This is a genomic window from Tenacibaculum sp. 1B UA, assembly GCF_033978845.1.
GTDB lineage: Bacteria > Bacteroidota > Bacteroidia > Flavobacteriales > Flavobacteriaceae > Polaribacter.
The window spans coordinates 91,765-111,073 of sequence record NZ_JAKVUA010000004.1; the positions used below are offsets into that span (position 1 = coordinate 91,765).

15 protein-coding genes and 2 pseudogenes are annotated in these 19,309 nt (G+C 30.4%); 8 read left to right on the forward strand and 9 right to left on the reverse strand.

The window, feature by feature from the left end; genetic code table 11:
- Positions 1–195 precede the first annotated feature (195 nt).
- Positions 196–528, forward strand: coding sequence for a helix-turn-helix domain-containing protein (locus MK851_RS05510; RefSeq protein WP_320242149.1), 333 nt, complete (start codon positions 196–198; stop codon positions 526–528).
- Positions 529–809: 281 nt separating this feature from the next.
- Here MK851_RS05510 and MK851_RS05515 read toward each other — a convergent pair whose 3' ends face one another.
- The 5 genes and pseudogenes from MK851_RS05515 to MK851_RS05530 form a co-directional block, all read right to left on the reverse strand.
- Positions 810–1,649: a hypothetical protein gene (locus tag MK851_RS05515; RefSeq protein ID WP_320242151.1), complete on the reverse strand. Its 840-nt coding sequence runs from the start codon at positions 1,647–1,649 to the stop codon at positions 810–812.
- A 578-nt stretch (positions 1,650–2,227) separates the two neighbouring features.
- Positions 2,228–2,950 (reverse strand): hypothetical protein, encoded by a 723-nt coding sequence (locus MK851_RS05520; protein ID WP_320242152.1) that lies wholly within the window; start codon positions 2,948–2,950, stop codon positions 2,228–2,230.
- Between the two features lie 39 nt (positions 2,951–2,989).
- Positions 2,990–3,616 carry a hypothetical protein gene (locus tag MK851_RS05525; RefSeq protein WP_320242154.1) on the reverse strand — a complete coding sequence of 209 codons (627 nt, stop codon included), beginning with the start codon at positions 3,614–3,616 and terminating at the stop codon, positions 2,990–2,992.
- Positions 3,617–3,892: 276 nt separating this feature from the next.
- Positions 3,893–4,067: pseudogene (locus tag MK851_RS15655) on the reverse strand (integrase core domain-containing protein); the annotation flags it as partial.
- Between the two features lie 349 nt (positions 4,068–4,416).
- Positions 4,417–5,667: a DUF6161 domain-containing protein gene (locus MK851_RS05530; RefSeq protein ID WP_320242156.1), complete on the reverse strand. Its 1,251-nt coding sequence runs from the start codon at positions 5,665–5,667 to the stop codon at positions 4,417–4,419.
- A 716-nt stretch (positions 5,668–6,383) separates the two neighbouring features.
- Between MK851_RS05530 and MK851_RS05535 the strand changes: the two genes are divergently transcribed.
- The 4 genes and pseudogenes from MK851_RS05535 to MK851_RS05550 form a co-directional block, all read left to right on the forward strand.
- Positions 6,384–8,816: a PAAR domain-containing protein gene (locus MK851_RS05535; RefSeq protein ID WP_320242158.1), complete on the forward strand. Its 2,433-nt coding sequence runs from the start codon at positions 6,384–6,386 to the stop codon at positions 8,814–8,816.
- 64 nt (positions 8,817–8,880) lie between these two features.
- Positions 8,881–9,810: a hypothetical protein gene (locus MK851_RS05540; RefSeq protein ID WP_320242160.1), complete on the forward strand. Its 930-nt coding sequence runs from the start codon at positions 8,881–8,883 to the stop codon at positions 9,808–9,810.
- A gap of 117 nt (positions 9,811–9,927) precedes the next feature.
- Positions 9,928–10,830 (forward strand): hypothetical protein, encoded by a 903-nt coding sequence (locus MK851_RS05545; RefSeq protein ID WP_320242163.1) that lies wholly within the window; start codon positions 9,928–9,930, stop codon positions 10,828–10,830.
- Positions 10,831–10,877: 47 nt separating this feature from the next.
- Positions 10,878–11,000 (forward strand): annotated as a pseudogene (locus tag MK851_RS05550) (aspartate aminotransferase family protein); the annotation flags it as partial.
- A 44-nt stretch (positions 11,001–11,044) separates the two neighbouring features.
- Here MK851_RS05550 and MK851_RS05555 read toward each other — a convergent pair.
- The 4 genes from MK851_RS05555 to MK851_RS05570 form a co-directional block, all read right to left on the reverse strand.
- Positions 11,045–11,542, reverse strand: a complete 498-nt coding sequence (locus tag MK851_RS05555) for a hypothetical protein (RefSeq protein WP_320242165.1) — start codon at positions 11,540–11,542, stop codon at positions 11,045–11,047.
- 154 nt (positions 11,543–11,696) lie between these two features.
- Entirely contained in the window at positions 11,697–12,419 is a 723-nt protein-coding gene (locus MK851_RS05560) for a hypothetical protein (protein ID WP_320242167.1), read from the reverse strand.
- Between the two features lies 1 nt (position 12,420).
- Positions 12,421–13,647, reverse strand: a complete 1,227-nt coding sequence (locus MK851_RS05565) for a radical SAM protein (protein WP_320242169.1) — start codon at positions 13,645–13,647, stop codon at positions 12,421–12,423.
- A 215-nt stretch (positions 13,648–13,862) separates the two neighbouring features.
- On the reverse strand, positions 13,863–14,219 hold the full coding sequence (locus MK851_RS05570; RefSeq protein ID WP_320242171.1) for a hypothetical protein: 357 nt from the start codon (positions 14,217–14,219) through the stop codon (positions 13,863–13,865).
- Positions 14,220–14,552: 333 nt separating this feature from the next.
- Here MK851_RS05570 and thrA point away from each other — a divergent pair, with 333 nt between their 5' ends.
- From thrA to thrC, 3 genes are read left to right on the forward strand one after another with little or no spacing between them, the layout of a single operon-like run.
- Positions 14,553–16,997 carry a bifunctional aspartate kinase/homoserine dehydrogenase I gene (thrA, locus tag MK851_RS05575; RefSeq protein WP_320242173.1) on the forward strand — a complete coding sequence of 815 codons (2,445 nt, stop codon included), beginning with the start codon at positions 14,553–14,555 and terminating at the stop codon, positions 16,995–16,997.
- Between the two features lie 2 nt (positions 16,998–16,999).
- Positions 17,000–17,929, forward strand: coding sequence for a homoserine kinase (locus MK851_RS05580; protein WP_320242175.1), 930 nt, complete (start codon positions 17,000–17,002; stop codon positions 17,927–17,929).
- 49 nt (positions 17,930–17,978) lie between these two features.
- Complete coding sequence (gene thrC / locus MK851_RS05585) at positions 17,979–19,259, forward strand: threonine synthase (protein ID WP_320242177.1); 1,281 nt, start codon at positions 17,979–17,981, stop codon at positions 19,257–19,259.
- Positions 19,260–19,309 lie beyond the last annotated feature (50 nt).

Consider the following 19,309-nt stretch of genomic DNA (forward strand, 5'->3'; position numbering starts at 1 on the left):
AACTATTAATTTTATAGTAACAAAATTAAATACAGTAGTTAAATGTCATAATAACAACCTAAAAATCAAAATACTAACAACAGGAATAAACAATTAATTAACAACTTTTCAAACAACACACCAAAACTATAAATAGTATAGTTTCATAATTAATTATAGTTTTGTAATTTTGTAATATAATTAATAAAATGTTTCATGCATAAATTTAATGGAAGAGAATATCCTTGCTGTGCAAGCCTTACAATGGGAATTATTGGCGGAAAATGGAAAACAGTAATTTTATACCACTTAATAGATAAGACTTTACGTTATAATGAGTTAAGAAAGGAAATGCCATCTGTAACCGAACGAACTTTAAGCTTACAGTTAAAGACTTTGGAAGAGGATGGAATAATTAAAAGAAAGGTTTATACCTCTAAACCTCCTTTAAAAGTTGAATATTCATTAACTGACTTTGGCAAAACTTTAATTCCGTTAATTAAGTCTATTGCTGATTGGGGAGATTCTGTCATTGAAAAATATTCCTAGCTCATATTTTTCAAAACATCTCATAACACTTTAATAAACAAATTATTAAATTAAAAAAATGACTTAGTTAATAACTAGCTATAAATTATATATAGTTTAAATTAGGCAATGTTTTGTGTTAATTAGAATTCTAAAAAGTTTATTCAATTACGTTGTTGTTAAACTCTTACTTTACTTCTTTAGCTTTTCTAATTAACACAAAACTTTATCTATTTGTCTTGTAATTTTAATCAATAAAATAATACTTTAATTAAACTTCTAGTATTTTTATTTACAATTTACTAGTTGTAATATGTTATTTCAAAAGTAAAAACAGTTGTTATAGTTGCCCCACTAAATATTTCTGTAAGTAATTCTTTAGTTTTATTTCCTCTTTGGTCATACTCGTATTTTATAGTTTTTACCTCTTTTTCTTTCTCAAAAAAGTGATGTTCTGTTAATAGACCATTTTTATACGCTTTAGTTTCTTTACTATCTAATTTGTTGTTTACAGTAACAGTTATTTCAGTACATTGATTTAAGTTGTCGTAGCTATAGTGTTCTGTAAAGCCTACGTTATCATTTTTTATAGTATTAGAGTGCTTCATTTTTACTAATAATGCATCTTTATAATCATAACTTATATTGTTGCTGTAGTTTTTACCATCTTCATTATAGCAATCTTCGGTTATAGAAATTAGATTGTTATTTTGGTTATAGGTATAAGTTTTTTCACAATATGAATTAAACAAATAGTTATTATCTTTTGAGTATACAATTCTATCGTTTTTATCTGTTTTTTTAGTGAATATTCCTATCAATTCATCATCTTCAAAAACCTTGACTTCTATTTCGTTATCTTTGTAATTATATTTTTTTGTTTCCACATACCCATTTGGTGTCTGTGTAGTTTCAATTTCAGTATTTAATTTATTATTTACATAATCATATGTTGTTGTACTATAAACCTCACCACGGTCATAAATTACTTCTTTCAATAAAAATCCTTTTCCATTAAACTCCTTTTCTTTAAAAAGAATAGGAAATTCGTCCTTATCTATTACTTGTCTTAAGGTTTTCACTTTCTTTACGTTTCCTTTTAAATTCAATTTTTCTAAATCGGTTAAACCAGTTCTGTTCATAATATTTTTTTGGGCGTTACAAATAGTTGTCACTAAAAATAAACATGTTAAAAGTATTTTCATAATGTAGGTATTGTTGTTTTTAACTAATCTATTACTCCTTATTTATTAATTAAAATAGTATACAAAAGCAGTAATAAATGAAATGGCTAATATAGTACTAAAGAGCCAAGACCATTCAAATTTTTGAGTTTTATAAAGTTGTATTGAAGATTGTATGCAAGCTATTAAAGCCAATAGTGTAGCAATTAAGAATATGACTATACTTAGGTTAAATAGATGATCAAACTTTGAACTCCAAAAAAAATAGCTTAGTTTAACATATATCATTAAACTGGCTGTAAATATTAGTAGTAAAGAAATTGCTAATAGCTTTTTTATACTCATTTTTAAGGTTGTTAAGGCTTTTATATATAATACTTTTGGAAAAAGACAGTAGCTTTTTGAGTTAATACAAATTCAAACTTATATAGTTTATTTTAATTGTTTAAAGCCGAATTTAAAATTTTTAGATTGTTAAATATAAAAAATGTAGGTTATACATTTATTAATTATGCTTAGCATTTGGTTTTAAAATATTATTCCCTTTTAGCGTTTTCAATAAGGCTCTTAAACTCCTTTTCTGAGATGATTTCAGTTAATTCAAATTCGTTTTTAATAGAGGTATACTCGCCATTATCCTTGACCATACGGCTTTCTACATATTTTACAATTCCAACACCCTTAGCGTAATACGTATCATTGTGATAGCCTATATGTCTACCTTGATCACGATAATATATAGAGTATTGATCTAAAAATTCTACAGTTTTGTATACTGTTTCTGCAATATTTACTTTACTCAAACGTATTTTTATTCGTTCTTTTTCAAATTTTGTTTTTCCGTTTCTTGGATCTTCATATTCTAAGGTATATTTATAGGCAGTATCATCATTTTTCCATTTATAAACATCATTATCAGTTATTGTTGTTTCAACCCGTAAGGTGTCGCCAGATTTATATTTATAAAAGTCAGTATAATGCGTAATTATAGAACCTTGACTATTAAGTTTTTCTTTAATGCTATTGTAACGCCATAAATTATATGAGTAAGATTCTGTTAGTACGGTATTTTCTTTTGGGTTAATAGTTACTTTTTTATACTCAATATATTCAGGGTTATTGGTGTGAACATATTTATAAATTTTCACAGTTTTTTTTGTGCCTATTGGATAGTAATAGTCTTTTAAGTTTTCTTGTGCAAAGCCATTAACAGTGCTAAGTATTATAATTGATAGTAAAGCAAATATTTTGTTTGTCATTTTTAATTTGTTTTTAGTTATAACCAAAATGAGTTTTAACTACATAGCGAGTATATTTGAATTAGTTTTTAAGATATAGAAAAGTAGAACAGCAATTAATAGCACTATTAAATATATCCATTTTTTAGTACTATTATTGTTTTTTATAATATGTGAAGCAGTCTTTTTTTGTGGGGTATTATTACTATTAAATCTATCTTTACTATTAGCTGAAGAAATTTCTTTTTTACTAGCATATTCCTGCGTAAAATTTATTTCAGCCTTACCGTTACCACCCATTTTCTCATGTAACTCCTCTACAATTTTCTGTGCCGTTTTTAAATCGACATTTAAACTTTCCTTAATTTGTTTTATTTGGGCTAATTTATTGTCAGATTTAAATGTGAAGGCATCTTTATTGGTAGTTAAATTTTTATTTATAATGAACGTTGGTTCTTCGTTAATAGTGATGGTTTCTTCTGCAGAAAAATCTTTTTCGGCAATATCTAATACTTGATGATCATAGTAGTTAGGGTTATCATTCAAATTTTCAACAATACTATGGGCGTCTTTTAAGCCAATATTGGTTTTTGATGTAATATGTTTAATTGCCTTTAATTTACTTTTAGATATTAATTCAATTAAGTCTTCTTTATTAAATTGTGTGTTATTAATTGTAATATGCATGAATGTTGCTTTAGGGTGGTGTTAATTTTATATGTTCAAGTTTTTTTCTTGCTTGCAAAGTTCATTATACCTTCTTTAAAACTAAGAGCTATTAATCTGTCATCTAAAGACCAATTATAGATCGTGTTTTTTTCTGTAAAATTATCTTTTTTAACAAAAGCCTCGCCGTATTCTTTATTTAAGGCATGTAATGTAAGCTTCCCTAGATTAAACCTGTTTAATTTTCCAAAAATACATTTTTTTGCTTTCTAACACCTCTTGGGTTAACTTCAGAGGTACATACTTGTTTAAAACTCCACGCCTGTAAGCACCATTGAAACGTTCTATAAAAGCACTTTTAAGTTGGTTTTCTAGGTTGTATATGTTTAAATTCTATATGATGTATTCTTTTGTTTTCTAAGACGTCAGTTACAAAATCCATACTCCAAGTATGGTTTAATACCTTTTGAACGCTATTTGTAAAATGCAGCAGTACTTACGTCGTGATTACGACTTATCTAGTCAGCACTCTTGCCGTTGTCGAATTCTTTTAAAATCTGTGCAGCTTGTTGGGGTAAAAATTTACTTTTTCTGATAATACTGTTTAAAGTTAAGATTATTATTCTAATTTAAAACAGAGTTCGGTTTTAGAGGAAGCTTACATTACCCCTCCACTCACCATTTCTGATGAAGAATTAAAAAAGGATGTAATCTTATATTGAGCGAATTGGATAAGTTGTAGTTTATCAATAATTTAACACCCTAAAATTATTATTGTGTAAAAATGAGCAATAAATTATACACCGTGTTGGCAACGGGTTTTATTTATTCATAATTTTTCCGATGAAATCATTCGGCATGGTTGGACCTGAATCATCTTTTAATAAACCTGTTTCAGCTCTACTAAATAAAGATTGCAAAATCAATTTTCTATCTTCATCATTAATTGTAGAATCTTTCTCGGCAAGCAAAGACAAATAGAAAAAGGTTAAAGTATGTCTTTCTTCTGCATCTCTTGCCAAGTGAAATGAACTGAACATAACTTTAGTAATTGCTCTGACCGTAAATGCTATAAGTGAAATAAGCGTTATGAATACAAGCGACCATCTAATTATTGCAGCTTTATTTTCAGAAAATACTGTTTCGAAAATCCATTTAGGGGAAATTATTAAAATTAAGGCAAGGAAAAGTGATGAAAGACCAACTACCCACAACAAAATTCCTTTCATTTTATTAGCATCTGTATAGTATTTCGTTGATTTCCGTTGCCAGTATCTTGCAGGTTTAGAAAGTTGTAACTTTCTAAAATATGTTTCCTCTAAATTTGAAAGTTTTTCTTTAGAATCTGAGTCAAAAGTATTGAAGCTCGTTTGTGCTTTACCATACCATTCCTCAAAAAGCTCTTCCTTTTCCTTTTTTAAATCATCTATTTGCTTAACATAACTTTCATAGTCTTGATTTGCATTGGCTAAATGTTCAGTTAGTTGTTTTTCAGATTCTGAAAGTTGATTTCTAAAATCATTTCTGATTCTACTAATAGATGATTTTTCCTTATTCCTTCTATTGACTATTTCGGTATGGTCTTTTAGTTGAAATTCGTAAGCCAATAACCCTCCAGTAAAATTGTCTTTTGTGTTAAAATTGTATTGACCAATAATGTAATGATATGCTCCTACAACATAGTTTGGAAATTTTCCTTGAAGTTCAACTAGGAAGTCAGTTACAGGTGAATCGTAAGTAAAAAAGTGACTATTACTTTGTAATTGTTTTATCTCGTTACGCCAATAATTGTTTAAAGTGCTTTCTGGCTGTTGATGATAATTACTGATAAAGTTATCTAATCGGTTTTTTAAATTGGTAAAATGTTGTTTGGATGTATTCAATTCTCTTGGGATTGTTCCAAGTTTTTCCCAACCTTCTATTTGTTGACAAATAAATTTATGAATTGAACTAAATCCCTCAAATTTCTGTAAAAAATTGATGTGAGGATATTGAATTGTAATCTCAATCGAATTAAACCAATTAGGTTCTTTCGATTCAGTAATTTTATTCCTTACTTCAATTGTCGTCATATGTATGTTTTTTTCAGCTTGTGGCTAACTTAGTCTATATGCGTAATAAAATTACTTATATATTCCTTTTACGGTAGGATATGCGGAACTTTTAGCAATTTTATTAACACCTTCAAATATAAAGAAATAAGATAAAAAAGTTGCCCTTTTTTATCGGGATTGCAAACGAAGTCTAATAGGGCTGTCTTGTCTCTTCAGTAATAGAAGGAACTTTAAACAAGTTGACACACTTTATTGAATACTCCCACGGCATGGGTCGCTGATATCACGGCATGCTCCGTTAACACTACGGCACGGGTCGCTAATATCACGGCATGCTCCGAAGACACCACGGCACGGGTCGCTGATATCACGGCATGCTCCGTTAACACCACGGCACGGGTCGCTGATATCACGGCATGCTCCGTTAACACCACGGCACGGGTCGCTGATACTACGGCATGAGTTGCTACTATCACGGCACGATTAGTTAATGCTTTTCACTACTATGTTATTATTTTTTTCTTGGGATATAAGCTAAAGGTATTTTCATTGTTTTTTATAACATAATTTATGCACTTAATTCAATGTTAAACAACAAAAGATATATCATTCCTTTTCTAGCTGTAACTCCGGCTTCTTTTGTTGGTACAACAAATAATCTCACTCAAAAAAACCATAAAACACTGATAATTAACACTTTTTTATTATTTTAGTTCGCGAAAAATAAAAAAGCTATGTCTAAAAAACCAGTTGTAACTCTAGGTAGTAATCACCAATGTCCAATGTGTAGTGGGTCTACACCTCATGTTGGAGGACCTGTTACCCAAGGAGAGCAAAATATTTTAATTAACGGTAAACCTGTGGCAACTATTGGTAGCATGTGTACATGTAACGCAGGTATAGATACTATAGTCACTGGAAACCCAAGTATTCTTGCTAATGGTAAACCTATAGCATGTATAGGTGATATGACTGCACATGGGGGAGCTATTACTTCTGGAGAGAATAATGTTCTTGTTAGTAGTAGCTTACCGCAATCAACTGTAGTGATGCCTATTGATCAAATTCCATTTCCTGATATTAGTTTTAAAGATAGAATTGGGGCAGCTTTTACTGGTAACACAAAAATGCTTAAACAAGCTGAAGCCAATCAACAAAAAATAAAAGAACTTGCTGAACAACAAGAGCAAGAAAAAAAAGAAAAAGAACTCCCAAAATTACAAGGTGAAATTATTTTTATAAATGGTTATTTAAGCGACTTTAAAACAAACAGCGAGTCACACTGGAATGCTATAATGGATTTAAACCCTGATAAACCTGGTTGGTTTACCTCAAGAGGTGAAAATACTAATGAATACAAACGTACAGATCATGATGATTATTATACTGCCGAACAACGTGAAAAAGACCTGCACAAAAGTAAATTTAGAAAAATAGTTGAAGAAAAGTTTAGAAACCCTAATACGTTAATTTTTAAAACTCCCGAAAGTAAATATTATGGTTACTGGAATGATATCGCTAATGACTACAAAGCTACAGAAACCTACGCCAAATACTTTAATGCAGATGGTAGAGTGCACTACATAAATGGTTCACATGGGCTAGGAAGTAGCGGAGCACATAGAGTTGATCATGGTATTGCTTTAGGCTATGAATGGGCTCGTTATAATTGGAAGCTCATCAAAAAAGAAAAAGTTGATGCTAAAAAAGAAGAAAAACCCGAAATAGAAAGCCACTCACCTCATTATAAACCCGTAACTATTGTTGGTCATAGTCAAGGTGCTTGTATGGCTGCTGGTGTAAAACTAGGGATTATAAAACTTGCTAATGAAATGGGATGGGATAAAGTAGCCATAAATACCATTTTTTTAGGAGTGCATCAACCTAAAGGGTTATATGGGAAAAACTACGATAGTCTTATTAAGAAAAAAACACAAGAGTACATGGTTTACAAAAATGCTGTACTTAGAGGAAAAAATGAAGATAGCGGGCATAAATTTTTAAGTGCAATTTCTGAATTATATAGTCCTAAATATAAAAAGGTTTTTAACAAACGAGGTTTATTTGAACATGTAAAAGCTATTTGTTACGATTGGAACGCTTATAAAAGTAGAGCTCTACAATTTACTTTTCCAAACGACAGAGGTGATTTAGTAACTATAGATGGAGATATACCAGAAATAAAAAGTGCCTGCCACCCTAAAAGGGATAAAACGTTATTTAGTGCTGAATATTTTCATAAACAAGATAGTATTCCTTCATATTACCAAACACAACAAAATAAAAAAATCATTGATTTGTCTATGTATGGAGCTGAAAGTGGCTATGTAGTTATTCCTCCTTATGTAGCTGAAGAACGTTACGATTACGATGCTATAGAAAAGTTAGACTCCCCCACTATAAATCAACAAATGCACGGTGTACATTGGAAAGGTTATAGTAGAGTAGCCATACGTTGGGGTGTAGCTATGAATGCCTTTAAACTAGCTAAATCAAGCTATCAAGAGTATACTAACCATAAATTTACCGCAGACGCTGTTGGTGATCTTTTAATTGGGACTTATACGTTTATAGAAAACAATCATAAAAAAATAGCGTTATACAAAAAACTAATTGCTAATTATAAAAACAAAACGATTAAAACTAACCTTACTAATTTGTTTGAAGGACATTTTAAAACTCCTATTAAAATACCAAAACATTTAACTCGTAAATGGAGGTATTCTAGCGACGAAAAGTATGCTATCATTCTATATAATTTAGCCTATGTAACTTATCAAAATATGCTACTACAATACGCTCCCCTACAAAGTGCTGATTTATATGCTCACTTTGCTCCTGTGGGACATATTTTACACACAAAATTATTACAAGACAAAAGTGGTAGTTTTAATGACCAGTACGGTAATACTTCTATATTTGAACGTATAAAAAATGCTGGAAAAGATAAATTCTATAGAATGAAATATAAAGTAGAACTTGGAAAAGAGCTTACAGATGAAGAAAAACGAAAACAAGAAAAAAAGAAAGTTGAAGAACTAAAAGATAAACTTATTGATTCTTCTATTGCTGACACAGAATATATAAATAATGTTATCAAAGCATACGTACACAAAAAGAAAAGTTATGAATCTAAGTTATATGATGAAAGTAAAAATAAAAATTAGTGCTATTTGTTTGCTTCTGTTAACTAGTTGTAATTATTTAAAAAAGAAAAAAGCTATACAAAAAATGGAAAAGGAATATACAGAATATCAAGATTTACATAAGCATCAAGGAACAGAAAATTATGATGTAATTACGTTGTTTAATGAACACTCTATAAGTGAAGAGAAATTAGCTGAACAAAAACAACTATTTTTATCTGTAATAGGTAAAGAAAAAGAAAAGTCTAAAAGAATAAAAGTAGATTTTTTCGGAAACCTATTAGGCACAGGTTTATCTTCTGAAACACTAATAGATGGTACTATGTCTGGGTATAAAACATATGGAAACTGGCTCATTAATAATGATACTACTTTAAATAAATATATAGACCCTTTTTTAAATAAAGAAATTAAAGATCCTTTAGATTATAATTTCAAAAATGTAGAAAAAAGAGAATGGTTACAAAAGTTCAAAGAACTATATTTAGATGCCTCATATGTACATATTGACTCATATGATTATTATTTTAAAATCAAAGAAAAGTGGTATTTAATTCAAACTTATAAAAAAGCAAAGGAGTTAAATATTGATATAAAAAAACAATATCCTTCCAAAATAGCTCCTGAAGAAGTACGCATGGTAAAAATTCCTGAGGTCTTTGATAACTTATTAGAAAACAAAACCCTACAATTAGCTGAATATGTAGAAATGGACAAACAAAAAAGTAGTGGTTTAAACCCTATTAGTTTTTCTTCTGGTTATTACATGTTCGAATTACATTTACCACAAGGTGATATCTTAAAATTTAGACGTTATGGTGCCATGGGGTTTAATGCTGATATGAATATATATCAAATACCTAAAGAATTAGGTGGTAGCGACGAAGTTTTTTTTATAGAACAATTACCAAGACAAACTTATCCTGATAAATCCTTTGCTGGTTTTTATGCCATACGTCCTAAAAATTATAAAGAGTTACCTGAATACAAAGCTTATTTAGAAAAAGAAAAATAGAAACCAATAAATAGTATACTAAAATTATAGTAACCTAAAAAATTGTCTTAGTAAAATTTAAAGAGTTGTATAATAAAACTCAATTCATAGATTAGTTGAGCATAATAAACCTAAAAAATGAGAACATTAATTACACAATTTTTACTGTTATATTTACTGTCTAGTAATATTTCTTATTCACAAGAATTACACACTAGAAATACCAATTGGAAAAAAGAAAATTTAAAAAAACATGTTAAGTCTTATACAGAAACTAGTAATGTAGCAATAAAAAAAAATGGAAATATTATTCAATCTCTAGAGAAAACTTATTCATCAGGAAAAGAGAAATTTGTATTTAATAAACAAGGAAGCTTAACGGAAATATTTTTTCACCGTTATTCATCTAAAGTTCCATATCGCCAGTGGACATTTAATTATGACAAACAAGGAAATCAAATAAAATTTAGAGAGTGCGAAATTAATATTCAACTTCCAGAAAAATGTATTACTTCAAAATACGTTTACAAAAAAACAGGCAATCAAACAGAAATTAAACTATATGAAATTAGAGAGTTTTTTCCTGAAGCAGATGATGGTGAATATGTGCATAAAAAATGGATTTATACTTATAATACAAAAGGTTATTTGATAAAGGCAAAAGAATATTTGGGCAAAAAAAATTTAAAAGAAACAATATCTTATACCTATGATAGTGAAAATAATTTAATAGAAGAAAACCACGTTTATAATGGAAAAGAACATTCTAAAAACACTTTTAAATATGATAGAAAAAATAATGTTGTAGAACAAAAATATTGGTGCGAGGATAAAGATTTAAATAAAACAATTACTTATTCTTACGATGATAAAGACAATGTAATAGCAGAAATTTTTAGTTCTTACACAGGAAATAAAATTTATAAAAAAAACACTTATAAATACAAATATGACAGAAATGAAAATTGGAAAGAACGTATAAAATATAAAAACAGTGTTCCAATACAGGTTTCAAAACGAATTTATAAATATTTTGATTAACTTCTTTGTATTACACACCTAAGAAACACGTTTTTATTTAGCTTTAATTGATTGTATTCTGGCTCCTTTTCGAAGGAAGAGCCATTCGTATCACACCTCCACTAACTATTTCTGATAAAGAACTTAAAAAAAGGTGTGATCTTATTGTAAGTGAGCTGTATAAACTATAGTAAAGTTTGACTCAACAGCTTCTTATATCGTTGTAAGTAATTTTCTATTCATTTATTGGAAATTGAATTTCAATTGCTTCTGCTTCTCCTATTTTGTTTGGCCCCTCGTGAATCCACCATTTTCTTCCTATATTCATGTATTCGTCTATTGGTTGTTTTGATAAAAATCTAATCAAAACTTCTTTAGTTTCTCCTGGTAAAATCAATTCATTTTCGTCAAATTGAATATCTCCCACGTATGAATACTTAAACTGTCCGTTTGATTGATATTCAAAAACATGATTAGGTCGATATCCGCTTTTAATCCCTGTTTTTCGACCACCCTCTTCTGTAGATATTAACTTTAGTTTTGCTTTTACATGAATTAATTCAGGTGTTCCTTCTAAATCAAAATCTGTTATACTATAATCAGTGTATTTTCCAAAAGCGTGTGTATCAAAAACTTTTCCGTAACCTAAATTCAACCACCTTTTGTAAATTAATTTCCCATTAAAATACAAATAAAGTTCATTATCATTTTTTATTTCTTTTCGTATAATCATAGTTTAGTTAAATTACCTAACAGCTTAGATTATAAATATTCGCGTAATTTATAATCTTTTTAAATTTGTAAGTACACACCAAATTGAAAATCCATGAGAATTTTTCGTAAGTAGGCGAGAACAAGCAATTACTTATAGCCATTGTTAGCTACAGTTATTTTAATAAATATTGAAATCCAGAAATAATACTTTCTATAAATGGAATAGCAAATGTTATTAAAGAGATTATTAGTAATATTTGAATAGCAAATCTAATACCTAATTTTGATGCTGAAAATCTAGCAAAAACTTCCCAAAAAATTTCTCTAACTGCAATTTCGGTTAGTGGCTCATTTTCTTTATTGTCCGTTAATATAGGCATTGAAAATTTATATTCTTCATCATTATGTTTAAACATCAAATAAGTTTGTTTATTCTCAACAATAACTTCTTTGTCCTTAAATCCTGATATATCATTAGTCTTTTTAATATATTCTTTTTTTGCCATCCTTCCTACAAATTTATCGATATCTACATACTTACTTTTTATAAGTTTTTGAGATTCCCAAACTATCCATCGAGGTGAATGTTCATACTCTTTGTAATCTTTTAATGAGAAATATCTTCTTACAAAAGTTGGTGCAAAAATTAAATACAGTATATAAGCTATAACAAATGAAAGAGATGAAACCCATAATATTTCCCATTTAAACGGTAACGCAAGATTAACAGTATAAGTTTCACATTGACTTAATTGAATTTTAATTTCTTTTGGCAAGTGTTCTGATAGTTTTGCAAAAATTGGAACTAATGCAAACCAAGTAACAAAGTACTTGAAAATTGTAATACTGAAAAAGTCTCTAAACCATTGCCAGTTTAATATTTTATCCTTCATCATACTATATATTTTCTTTACCAAATTTAAAAATTTTATTTCCATTCGAATCTATCTTATTGGCATATTCTACATTATAATATTTAGATGGATTGAAAGAAGAATTTAAATCATTCCATCTTGATTTAATATAGTCAAACATAGTATTTGAATTTTCATTTTTTTGAATTCTACTTTTTGAATTCACATATTTATCAATAGAACCTTTTGAGTTCCATTCATCTTCAATACTATCTAGCCTAATTTCATTTTCATTATTTAAGTATGATTTACGAATAGCATAAGATATTTGTGGTTTATACCAATTCTCAAAACCTTCAAAAATATCTACACCACTACAACAACAATTGTAGGTTGAAAGATATTGAAATTCATTATCTGCAAGCCCTATACTTATATTTGTGTCTTTTAGTGCATCTTTTAACTTATTAATATTTTTTATTTTTTCTTCAATTGGTAGAATGTATTCTCTTCCATTTATTATAGCACCTTTTTCCTTATAAGTTTTATAAATACTTTTTCCTGTTATATTTTTAAATTTTTCTTCAATATCAGAGTTTTTTTCAATAGGTAATTTTAAATGTTCAAATCCTATGTGTTTAATATCTGTTTTAATTATTTGTTCAACAAAATAATTGATATCATCACTAACTTCTAATATGAAGGGTTGCCATCTTAAAGTAACATTAATTTGGTTTTGTTGTAAAAGACTAATGCAGTCAAGAAGTTTTTTAGGGTTAGGAGAATTAGGTTCTAAAATTTTTGAGTTAGCAGAGTCAAGAGTAGAAATTGAAACTTGTATTACTAGGCTTTTATAGTTTTTAAATAAATCTAAATATTTATCAGTTCCAATTAAATCGGATTTAGTACTTATAACAACTGGATAATCAATAGTTTTTAGATATTTTAGAACTTTATAAGAAGAACCATAAATTTTCTCAATGGATTGAAAGGGATCACTCATTCCACCAAAGTGTACTGGCTTTCTATTTTTTATGAATTCCGAAATAATTCCAGAATTTTCATTTTTTATTCCATTTTTAAATCGAGTAATAATTGATTCAGGATTTGCTAGTTTAATTTTTTTAGATTCAATATTTCCTCCTCTTATTCTCGCGAAACAATACCTGCAACCTATGGCGCAACCAGCATAAGTATCTAATCGAAAGGGTAATCCGCAAAAGCTAAATTGACTAGTAATGCTTAAGGGATTTTTGTAAGTATATTTCAATTATAATTTTGTTTTTCCTAATTGTAACTAACTTGTTTATATAGATGTAAAATATATCGTTATACACCTGTTTTGATAGTTTTATAGTTGTTTATACTTTTACGAACTTACTAATAATAATTAAATTTTCTTACGGAATACCATAAGCTCAACTATTTAGATACTAAAAGTAGTTTTAGTTGTTATTAACAATCTCTGATACCTTATTTAGAAAATCAAAAACCAAGTTGACACACTTTATTGAATACTCCCGTTATTGAGTCGCTGATATCACGGCATACTCCGAAGACACTACGGCACGGGTCGCTACTATCACGGCGTGCTCCGAAGACACTACGGCATGGGTCGCTACTATCACGGCATGCTCCGTTAACACCACGGCATGGGTCGCTGATATCACGGCATGCTCCGTTAACACCACGGCATGGGTCGCTGATATCACGGCACGGGTCGCTGATATTACGGCGTGCTCCGAAGACACCACAGCATGGGTCGCTAATATCACGGCATGCTCCGAAGACACCACGGCATGGGTCGCTAATATCATGGCATGCTCCGAAGACACCACGCATGGGTCGCTGATGTTATTCTTCTTATTTTTTTAGCAAAAAGATTATGTTATGTGTACTATCCAAATATTTTTTTTACAAAAAACAACAACTTTTCTTGTTTTTTAGAACATAATGTATACATTTGGCTCAATGTTTAACAACAAAAGACATATCATTTCTATTCCAGCTGTAACTACGGCTTCTTTTGTTGGCACAACAACTACAATTATTATTACAACCCTTTAGGGGTTATTTTTCTACATATCATTTCCGTATATATTTATTTTTTCAAAAGACTTGAAAACAGATAAATAGCTTAAAAAATCTTATTTTTAATTTATTATTCATTTTAAAATGAACGTTTTAAAATTTGGTGGTTCCTCAGTAGCCAACCCTCAAAACATAGAAAAAGTAGTACAAATCATTGCCAATGCGTCTGTTAACAGTCCACTTATTGTGGTGGTTTCTGCTTTTGGAAAAACAACGAATAAACTCATAGCTTCGGCAGAACAAGCTGCTCAAAACAATGCTAACTATCTTGAAAACTATAAAGAAGTTGAATTAGTACATTTTGAAGTAATTGAAAAATTAGTTCCTGAAAATCAACAAGAAGAAGTTAAAACCTATATAGCATCCCTTTTTAAACAATTAAAAACCTTGTTAGAAGGTTGTTTGTTACTAAACGAAATTACACCTAAAACGCTAGCTACTATTAGTGGTTTTGGTGAATTGTTATCTTCATACATTATTGCAAGCATAGCTAGTAAGCAATTAGATGTAGTATATAAAGACAGTAGAGAATTGATCATTACTTCCAACGCTTTTGATAAAGCACAAGTTGATTTTCAACTAACCAACTCCAATTGTAAAGCCTATTTTGAAAATAATAAGCATCAAGTAACTTTGTTACCTGGATTTATAGCTCGTACAAAAGAAGGGAAATCAACTACTTTAGGACGTGGAGGTTCCGATTATTCTGCGGCTATTTATGCCGCTGCTGTCAATGCTAATGAATTACAAATATGGACAGATGTTAGTGGAATGTACACTGCGAATCCGCATATGGTAAAACAGGCATTTCCTATTCCTCATATTTCGTATCAAGAAGCTATGGAATTATCACATTTTGGGGCAAAGGTTATCTACCCTCCTACGATTCAACCGGTGTTGGAAAAGGAAATTCCTATTCGAATAAAAAACACCTTTGAACCCGAAAATGTTGGAACACTCATTTCAAAAATTACCGAAAACGGAAAACCTGTAAAAGGAATTTCTCATATCGAGAATATTACATTGCTAACTTTAGAAGGAAGTGGCATGGTGGGCGTTTCTGGCATTTCTAAACGTTTGTTTGAAACTTTATCTACACACAATATCAATGTGGTATTAATTACACAAGCTTCGTCTGAACACTCTATTTGTGTAGGTATTTATGATGAAGATGCTGAAAAAGCAACCTTAAAAATTAACGAAGCCTTTGCTTTTGAAATAGAACGTCATAAAATAGATCCGATTATTGTAGAACAAGGCTTGGCAATTATTGCTTTGGTAGGTGATAAAATGAGAAATCACCAAGGTTTAAGCGGACAAATGTTCAGCTCTTTAGGCAAAAACAACGTGAATATTCGTGCTATTGCTCAAGGTGCTTCAGAGAAGAACATTTCTGCGGTTATCGACAGTTCTGATGCCAAAAAAGCATTGAATACCCTACATGAACAGTTTTTTGAAGAAAAAGTAAAACAATTAAACTTGTTTGTTACGGGTGTAGGAAATGTTGGGGAACGCTTTTTAGCGCAAATACATCAGCAGAAGAAATACTTAAAAGAACAGTTAAAACTGAATGTACGTGTTATAGGGATTTCCAATTCAAAACAAATGGTTTTTGATGAAGGTGGTATCAGCTTAAAATCGTGGAAAGAACAATTACAAAAAGGAGAAACAAGTACTTTAGAGCGATTTTTTGAAAGAACAAAAGCGTTAAACCTTCGTAATTCGGTTTTTATTGACAATACGGCTAATCAGAAAGTTTCTGAAATATACGAACACTATTTAGCCAACAATATTGGGGTGGTTACTTGTAATAAAATAGCCTGTGCTTCTGAATTAGACAATTATAAAAAGTTAAAGCACATCTCTCGAAAGTACAGCGTTCCATTTTTGTTTGAAACCAATGTTGGGGCTGGTTTGCCTATTATTGATACGCTTAAAAACTTAATTGCTTCTGGTGATCGAGTACATAAAATACAAGCCGTGTTATCAGGTTCTCTAAACTTTGTGTTCAATAATTTTAATGAGAATACTTCATTTCACGATGTGGTACGACAAGCACAAGAACAAGGATATACCGAACCGGATCCTAAAATTGATTTAAGTGGTGTGGATGTAGCCAGAAAAATATTAATTCTTGCACGTGAGAGTGGTTATGATTTGGAACTTTCTGATATTGAAAACAATTCGTTTTTACCTAAAAAGAGTTTAGAAACTACCAATAATGATGATTTTTATGCTTCTTTAACCGAGTTTGAAAGCCATTTTCAACAAGTATACAAAGAAGCTGCTGACAAAAATTGTCGTTTAAAATATGTTGCTGAATTTAATGATGGAAAAGCAAGTGTTGGCTTGCAGCACATTCCGTTTGATCATCCTTTTTATAATTTAGAAGGAAGCGACAATATCGTATTGTTTTTTACAGATAGATATCCTGTAAATCCTCTACAAATAAAAGGAGCTGGTGCGGGGGCTGAAGTAACTGCTTCAGGAATTTTTGCTGACGTAATACGAATTGGAAATAATATATAAAAATGAACTATTTAAAAATATTTTCACCAGCAACCGTTGCCAATGTTTCCTGCGGATTTGATGCTTTAGGCTTAGCGCTCGAAACGGTTGGTGATACGATGACTTTTACCAAAACAATTACCAAAGGTGTTAAAATCACAAAAATAACTGGAGCTGATTTACCATCTGACCCACAAATAAATGCTGCGGGAGTGGTTGCGCTAGCGATGTTAGAAAAGCATCCAGTTGATTTTGGTATCGACATCACCATTCACAAAGGATATACTCCTGGAAGTGGTTTAGGAAGTAGTGCTGCCAGTGCTGCGGGAGCTGCATTTGGTGTAAATCAGTTATTAGGAAATAGCTTCTCTCCTCTTGAGCTAACACAGTTTGCGATGTTAGGAGAAGAAGCCACTTGCGGAACTCCGATAGCTGATAATGTTTCTGCGGCTATTTATGGTGGTTTCACCTTAGTGCGTAGTTACAAACCTTTGAGTATTGTAAAGATTCCTGTACCTGCTGATTTAAGAGTGGTAGCCATTCATCCTCAAGTTGAAGTAAAAACCAAAGATGCCAGAGCTGTATTACCCAAAGAAGTTCCTTTAAAAGATGCGGTTACACAATGGGCAAATGTAGGCGGATTGATTAGCGGATTGCATGCCAACGATTATCAATTAATCGCCGATTCCTTAACCGATATTATTGTTGAACCTGCTCGTAAACATCTGATTCCTCATTTTGATGAAGTAAAACAACAAGCAATTAAAGCAGGAGCTTTAGGAGCAGGAATTTCAGGTTCTGGCCCTACAATTTTCACTTTATGTAAAGGAGATGCAACTGCCGAAAACGTTTATAAAACTATTCAAAACACGTATCAAGACAAACAAATTGATTTTAACATGATTCTTTCTAAAATCAACACCGAAGGAATTAAAATTTTAGAAACTAACTAATATAAAATGTTCACTAAGCGTTGTCGAAGTGAAAAACAAACACAAAATTATGAACTATTATAGTCTCAATCATACATCACCTAACGTTAGCTTTGAAAAAGCTGTTGTAAACGGATTAGCTCCAGATAGAGGATTGTATTTTCCTGAAAATATTACGCCATTACCTAAAGAATTTATTGATAATATTGGTGAGTATTCTAATGAAGAAATTGCTTACGAAGCCATTAAACAATTTGTAGGTGATGAAATTCCGCAAGGCATTTTACAAAAAATCATCAAAGAAACCATCAATTTTGAGTTTCCTGTGGTATCTATTGAAGAAAATATCGGTACACTAGAATTATTTCACGGACCTACCATGGCTTTTAAAGATGTAGGTGCTCGTTTTATGGCACGTTGCTTGGGGTACTTTAATCGTGATAAAAATCAACAAGTAACCGTATTGGTAGCTACTTCAGGCGATACTGGAGGTGCTGTTGCTAATGGATTTTTAGGAGTGAAAGGTGTAGATGTGGTCATCCTCTACCCTAGCGGAAAAGTAAGTGATATTCAAGAGAAGCAATTGACTACTTTAAGACAAAACATTACTGCTTTAGAGGTTGATGGTGTTTTTGACGATTGTCAAGACATGGTTAAAACTGCTTTTTTAGATGCTGAAATCAATCGTACGCTAACCTCAGCAAACTCTATTAATATTGCTCGTTGGTTGCCCCAAATGTTTTACTTTTTCTTTGCCTATAAACAAGTGTATAAACAACATAAAGAAGTAGTTTTTTCAGTACCTAGTGGAAATTTCGGAAATATTTGCGCAGGAATTATGGCGCAAAAACTAGGGTTACCTATCAAACATTTTGTGGCTGCTACCAATGTAAATGATACGGTTCCTAATTATTTAGCAAGTGGTGAATATCACCCTAAACCATCTAAAGCGACCATTTCTAATGCCATGGATGTTGGAAATCCGAGTAATTTTATCAGAATTCAAGAATTATTTAATAATGATTTAGATACTTTAAAATCAGTACTCTCTTCTTTTTCTTTTTCTGATGATGAAACTTGTGACGCTATGAAAAACATCTATAAGAACTCAAGTTATATTGCCGATCCACACGGAGCTGTTGGATATTTAGGGTTGAAAGAATATGGGTTACAAAACGAGTTTGGAATTTTCTTAGAAACTGCACACCCTGTTAAGTTTTTAGATGTTGTTGAAGATGTTTTAGCTGTAAACGTTGAAATTCCACCACAAATAGCTTCGGTAATAGATCGAAAAAAAGAAGCTATACAAATTAGCTCTTATCAAGACTTAAAGAGCTTTTTAAATGCTTAAACAGAATTTTAATTAAAAATCGCCTCAATTAATGAGGCGATTTTCTATTC